Origin of the sequence: Promicromonospora kroppenstedtii DSM 19349 (genome assembly GCF_000515355.1) — a bacterium.
Lineage (GTDB): Bacteria > Actinomycetota > Actinomycetes > Actinomycetales > Cellulomonadaceae > Promicromonospora > Promicromonospora kroppenstedtii.
In genome coordinates this window covers 248,968-254,438 of record NZ_KI911686.1, presented here as the reverse complement: position 1 = coordinate 254,438, position 5,471 = coordinate 248,968, and the positions used below count along the sequence as shown (strand labels likewise).

The 5,471-nt window shown below is 71.0% G+C and carries 7 protein-coding genes and 3 tRNA genes; 2 read left to right on the top strand and 8 right to left on the bottom strand.

The features are described 5' to 3' along the window. Positions 1-267: 267 nt before the first annotated feature. The 7 genes from PROKR_RS15775 to PROKR_RS15745 form a co-directional block, all read right to left on the bottom strand. Positions 268-690 (bottom strand): MaoC/PaaZ C-terminal domain-containing protein, encoded by a 423-nt coding sequence (locus PROKR_RS15775; RefSeq protein ID WP_036964569.1) that lies wholly within the window; start codon positions 688-690, stop codon positions 268-270. Beyond that, positions 687-1,172: an FAS1-like dehydratase domain-containing protein gene (locus tag PROKR_RS15770; protein WP_036964568.1), complete on the bottom strand. Its 486-nt coding sequence runs from the start codon at positions 1,170-1,172 to the stop codon at positions 687-689. The genes PROKR_RS15775 and PROKR_RS15770 overlap by 4 nt, the downstream gene beginning before the upstream one ends. Positions 1,173-1,196: 24 nt before the next feature. Next, positions 1,197-1,367 carry a 50S ribosomal protein L33 gene (gene rpmG / locus PROKR_RS15765; protein ID WP_013837798.1) on the bottom strand — a complete coding sequence of 57 codons (171 nt, stop codon included), beginning with the start codon at positions 1,365-1,367 and terminating at the stop codon, positions 1,197-1,199. 84 nt (positions 1,368-1,451) lie between these two features. Next, positions 1,452-1,528: transfer RNA gene (locus PROKR_RS15760), tRNA-Met, on the bottom strand. An 85-nt stretch (positions 1,529-1,613) separates the two neighbouring features. Continuing rightward, positions 1,614-1,686: transfer RNA gene (locus tag PROKR_RS15755), tRNA-Thr, on the bottom strand. 136 nt (positions 1,687-1,822) lie between these two features. Next, positions 1,823-2,770, bottom strand: a complete 948-nt coding sequence (locus PROKR_RS15750) for a DUF1214 domain-containing protein (protein WP_036964567.1) — start codon at positions 2,768-2,770, stop codon at positions 1,823-1,825. Positions 2,771-2,951: 181 nt separating this feature from the next. Next, positions 2,952-3,033: transfer RNA gene (locus PROKR_RS15745), tRNA-Tyr, on the bottom strand. Between the two features lie 124 nt (positions 3,034-3,157). Here PROKR_RS15745 and rarD point away from each other — a divergent pair. Continuing rightward, positions 3,158-4,060 carry an EamA family transporter RarD gene (gene rarD, locus PROKR_RS15740; RefSeq protein WP_036964566.1) on the top strand — a complete coding sequence of 301 codons (903 nt, stop codon included), beginning with the start codon at positions 3,158-3,160 and terminating at the stop codon, positions 4,058-4,060. 83 nt (positions 4,061-4,143) lie between these two features. Here rarD and PROKR_RS15735 read toward each other — a convergent pair whose 3' ends face one another. Continuing rightward, the gene (locus tag PROKR_RS15735) at positions 4,144-4,674 is read right to left on the bottom strand and encodes a carboxymuconolactone decarboxylase family protein (protein WP_211240152.1); all 531 of its coding nucleotides are present in this window, start codon (positions 4,672-4,674) and stop codon (positions 4,144-4,146) included. Between the two features lie 95 nt (positions 4,675-4,769). On the opposite strand from PROKR_RS15735, the gene PROKR_RS15730 reads away from it, so the two are divergent. Continuing rightward, positions 4,770-5,471 (top strand): sigma-70 family RNA polymerase sigma factor (locus tag PROKR_RS15730; RefSeq protein ID WP_051433035.1); only part of this gene is annotated, 702 nt, incomplete at its 3' end.

The following is a 5,471-nucleotide window of genomic DNA, read 5'->3' as shown; positions in this document are numbered from 1 at the left end:
AGGCGGGCGCCGCACCGGCGGCGGCCGCGGAGAGCGGGATGAGCGGAAAGAGCACCCCGGCCGCGGTGGCCAGGGCTGTGACACGTCGTCGAGACGTCACGCGGAGTTCCTCTCGTCGGGTCCGTACAACTCCGGACGAGAGCATCACACCTGATGCGGGTACGCATGAGGAAGGGGTTTCGGGTTAAAAATCCGTTACCCCGGCGAACTGTTCGCGGTGAGGCCGCCACATGGGGCGACCGGGCGCCGAAAGGGCGCCGAAAGGCGTCAGAGGCGGACGAGCACCTGGGTGCGGCCCAGGACCTTGGCGCCGTCGACCGTGACGACCAGGTCCACACGGACCGTGCCGGCGTCGGCGTCGACCACGCCGACCGTGCCCACGACGTCGACCTGGGCGGTGCCCGGGTTGGGCACCTCGACGGGCTTGGTGAACCGCGTCTGGTAGTCGACGACGGCGCCCGGGTCGCCCGCCCAGTCCACGACCAGGCCGACGACGCTGCCCATGGTGAGCATCCCGTGCGCGATGACGCCGGGCAGGCCCGCATCCACGGCGAACTTGTCGTTCCAGTGGATCGGGTTGAGGTCACCGCTGGCGCCCGCGTACCGGACGAGGGCCGCGCGGTCGAAGGTGACGGTACGGCTGCCGATCACGTCGCCGACGGCGAGCGTCGCGATGTCGGGGCGGCTCATGCGTCCTCACCTCGGATGGCCAGCGTGGAGACGACGGTGGCGACGTGCTCGCCGGGGCCCTCGGCCTCGGGCGACGGCACCTCGACGTGCTGGGGCATCGCGTAGATCTCGCAGCGCGTGGTCACCATGCTGATGGCCCCGCGGACGACGACGCGGTCCACGTGCAGCACCGTCGTGAGCTCGTCGCCGGCGACGATCGGGCGGTGGTGCGTGAAGCGCTCGTCCGCGTGGACCACGCGCGTGAAGTCGATCTGCGCCTCGGGGTCGCTGATGTACTGCGACTCCGCGCGCTGCGCCACGACCACGGCGAACGTGGGCGGGGCGACAAGGTCCGGATAGCCAGAACCCCGCGCCGCCACGAGATCGTGGTGCGCGGGGTGCGTGGCACCGACGGCAACAGCGAACTCGCGGATCTTTTCGCGGCCTACGGAGTAGGGAGCGTTGGCCGGGTAGGACCGGCCCTCGAAATCAGCGTTCGCCACGTCGGTGTGAAGCTACGGAGAGACTCAGCGAGTCTCGCGGTGCGACGTGTGCTTGCCGCAGCGCGGGCAGAACTTCGCCAGCTCCAGGCGGTCCGGGTCGTTCCGCCGGTTCTTCTTCGTGATGTAGTTCCGCTCCTTGCAGTCCACGCACGCCAGCGTGATCTTCGGGCGGACATCCGCGCTCTTGCTTGCCATGGCTCTCACCTCCGCGCCTCGAGAGGGAGGCGCCATGTGTCTTCTCGTCGCCCGGCAAAAGGAAGCCGGGCGGATGTACTTGCTTGGTAGCGAGGGCGGGGCTCGAACCCGCGACCTCACGATTATGAGTCGTGCGCTCTGACCAGCTGAGCTACCCCGCCGCGCGTGACTGAACGCGAGGCCGTCCGCCGTTGCTCCCCACCGGCCAACCGGTGGGGTGGGCGTACGACCCCGCGTCGATCACAGAGCCCCGAAAGGGAATCGAACCCTTGACCTTCTCCTTACCATGGAGACGCTCTGCCGACTGAGCTATCGGGGCGGCGAGGAAGACTCTACATGCCCTCCGGCCTGGCGTGAAATCGAATCGGGTGTGAGGTGCGCCGCGCGGGTCGCGAGCCCGGTCTTCCGCTCCAGAACCTGTCGGACAGATGGAGGGCGGCGGCGGCAGTACGGCCTCAACCGGCGCGCAGTTCCGGCACGATCCACGCCCCGTCGAGCACCTCGGGGCGCGGGCGGTAGAGGCGGACGAGGAAGTTCCAGCCCTCTGGAACGGGGATCGTGTTGGGCTCGTCGCCGAAGTCGTCCGCCGGGGCGAACCGGACGGTCACCGCGCCGTCGCCGTCCCGGACAGCGGTGACACTGTTGACGCTGTAGCGTCCTTGCGGGTTGGGCACGAAGAACCCCTTGGCGTCGTACACCGAGACGGACCAGAACGCGTCGACCGGGACGTCCCGCATCGTCAGCGCGTAACGACCCGGTGCGGCCGACGGACTGACGCCGACGTATGCCGCCTCAGTCGTCGGGAGCCCGCCCCATCCGGCCGCGGTCCCTATGAGGTGCCTGACCGGGTCCACCTGTTCCCGTGATCCGAACATGCGGTCGAAGCCGCGGAGGCCGGCGGCGAGCGCGAGGAGCGCGTCGCGCGTCGCATCGAGACTCGCCGGGTCCCACTCCGGGGGGACGAACGGCTCGGCGGACGCGGCCGTCAGCGTCACGGCATCCTGCACCGCCGCCACGGCGGCGGCATCCGCGGCATCGTCCGGGTCGACGAGCGTGCGCACGGCCACGAGCGCGTACCGGCTCCCGACACGATCGGCGTCGAGCTGGTGTTCCCCGGCGTCGTGCAGGACGTCGCTCACGAAGTGGTCGTTGTCGAGGATCATCGCGGAGAGGTAGCGCTCGCCTGCGTCCGGGAGCGTGAGCGTGGCGCCCGCCGCGAGGTCGACCACGGCGAAGCTGTAGAGCGTGTCGCGATTCATGCGGACGACGGTCTGCTCGTCCACCGACGCCGGCTCCCGGTTGTGCCGGAACCGGTTGATCCCGCCGGCGTCACGCTGCAGGTCGGCGAACATCCTGTCGGACTCGGCGCGGGTGAACGTGTCCACATCGACATGTTGGGCCATCTCGACCTCTTCCCCACCGCCTGGGACCAGGCGGGACGATTCAGCGAAGCACGACGCCCACGATCCGGCGACCCGAGATCGACGACGAGTCGTGGCCGGTCCCTCCCCCTCGGAATGGCCGGCCGACAACGAAGAAGGGCGTGACCAACGAGATCGTTGGTCACGCCCTGCTTGCTTCACGTGGCTGGTGAGGGATTCGAACCCCCGAAGGCTGAGCCGTCTGATTTACAGTCAGATCCCTTTGGCCGCTCGGGCAACCAGCCGTGAACGGTGCCAACCATAGCCCCCACGAGCCCCCGGCGAGAAATCGAAAACGGGTCCCGCCTGGTGACGAGCCCCACAGCCGATCCGCGCCGCGCTCGGACGCGCGAGATCTATGGTGACGCGGTGACACAACAACAGGATCGCTGGGGCCTCCCCCTCGGCATCAGCGCCTACCTGCTCTGGGGCGGGATGCCGCTGTTCTTCCCGCTCCTGGCGCCCGCCGGCCCCCTGGAGATCGTGGCGCACCGCATCGTGTGGAGCCTGCTCTTCTGCCTGATCGCCCTCGCGGCACTGCGCCAGCTCGGTGACTTCCGCACGGCCCTGCGGTCGCCGCGCCTCCTGGGCACGTTCGCCGTGGCGGCGGCCCTGATCGTCGTCAACTGGGTCGTGTACGTGTACGCCGTGCTCAGCGACCGCGTGCTCGACGCCGCCCTGGGCTACTTCATCAACCCCATCGTCACCGTGCTGCTCGGCGTGCTGGTGCTGCGGGAGCGCCTGCGACCCGTGCAGTGGGTCGCGATCGGCTTCGGCGCGGCGTCCGTCGTCGTGCTGTCCACGGGGCTGGGCGGGCTGCCCTGGATCTCGCTGACCCTCGCGCTCTCCTTCGGCCTCTACGGGCTCGTGAAGAACCGCGTGGGCCGTACCGTCGCCGCGCTGCCCGGCCTGGCCGTCGAGACGGCCGTCGCCACCCCGTTCGCGCTCGCCTACCTGCTCTGGCTCGGCAGCACCGGCACGTTCACCGGCGAGGGCACCGGGCACGCGCTGCTGCTGATGTCGGCCGGCATCGTCACCGCCCTGCCGCTGCTCCTGTTCGGTGCCGCCGCCCGGCGCCTGCCGCTGTCCGTGGTCGGCATGCTGCAGTACCTGGCACCGGTGCTGCAGTTCCTGGTGGGACTGCTCGTCTTCGGGGAGCACATGCCGCCGGCCCGCTGGGCCGGGTTCGCCCTGGTGTGGGTCGCACTGATCCTGCTCACCGTCGACGGCGTCCGCCAGGCCCGCCGGGCGCCGCGCCTGGGCCTGTCCTGACCGGACCGCACACGTTGAGTGCTGGCTATTTGTTGCTCGGCGCCTGCCGGAACAACAAATAGCCAGCACTCAACGGTGGCGGGCTACCAGGTGCCCGGGACCTGGCGGGTCGTGACGTTGAGGCGGTTGAACAGGTTGGTGACGCCGACGTGCAGCACGAGCGCCGCGAGCGCCTGCTCGTCCCAGTGCTCGGCGGCACGGTTCCAGACGGCGTCGGGCACCCCTTCCGCGCTGTCGGCGAGGCGGGTCATCGCCTCTGCGAGCTCGATGGCCGCGCACTCGGCCTCGCTGAGGTAGGGCGACTCGCGCCAGGCCGCGACGGACGCGAGGCGGTCCTCCGACTCGCCGGCCTTCCGGGCCTGCCGCATCCCGTACTCGATGCACCAGCCGCAGCCGTTGATCTGGCTGACGCGCAGGTGCACCAGCTCGAGGGTCGTGGCGGGGACACCCTGGCCGTGGGCGAGCTTCCCCAGCTCGGGAAGGGCCTTCATGGCGCCCGGCACCAGCAGCGCCGGGCTCTTCGCCCGGGGTGTGACGGTCCGCAGGTGGGGAGTTCCGGATGCCTGGAGGTCGAGGTGCTGGGCCAGTTCCTGAGCGGTGGTCTCGGTGGTCATCGCGGTCCTCTCGTCGTGGCCGGGTGCCGGCCAGTCACATCGGCGCCCTGCGCGCCGTCACACCGATGACGAACCCCCCGACGAGGATGTGACAGATGACCCCCGACGAGCTCGCCCGCACCTTCGAGCAGCACCGGCCCCGCCTGCGGGCGGTGGCCTACCGGATGCTCGGCAACCCCGACGACGCCGACGACGCGCTGCAGGAGGCCTGGCTGCGCCTGAGCCGCACCGGCGACGAGGGCATCGACAACCTCGCCGGCTGGCTGACCACGGTGACGGGCCGGATCTGCCTCGACATGCTCCGCTCCCGCGGCACGCGCCGCGAGGACCCGCTGCCGTCGGGCGCGCCCGACGACGTCGCGCCCGAGATCCTGGACGACGCCTCCCCCGACCCGGTGCGCGAGGCCGAGCTGGCCGACGTCGTGGGGGTGGCGATGCAGGTGGTCCTGGAGAGCCTCGACCCTGCCGAGCGGCTCGCGTTCGTGCTGCACGACCTGTTCGCCGTGCCGTACGAGCAGATCGCGCCCGTGCTGGGCCGTTCGGTCGTGGCGGCACGCCAGCTCGCGAGCCGCGGACGACGCCGGGTGCAGTCCGGGCCCGGGGCGCAGGGCACCGCCGGGGAGGACGCGGTGGACGACACCGGCTCTCGCGCCGCCGCCCCGGGAAGGACGGACCGGCAGGTGGTGGAGGCGTTCCTCCTGGCCTCCCGCACGGGTGACCTCGCGGGGCTGCTGGCCGTGCTCGCGCCGGACGTGGTGCTGCGCGCCGACCAGGCCGCCCTCGCGGCCGCGGCCGAG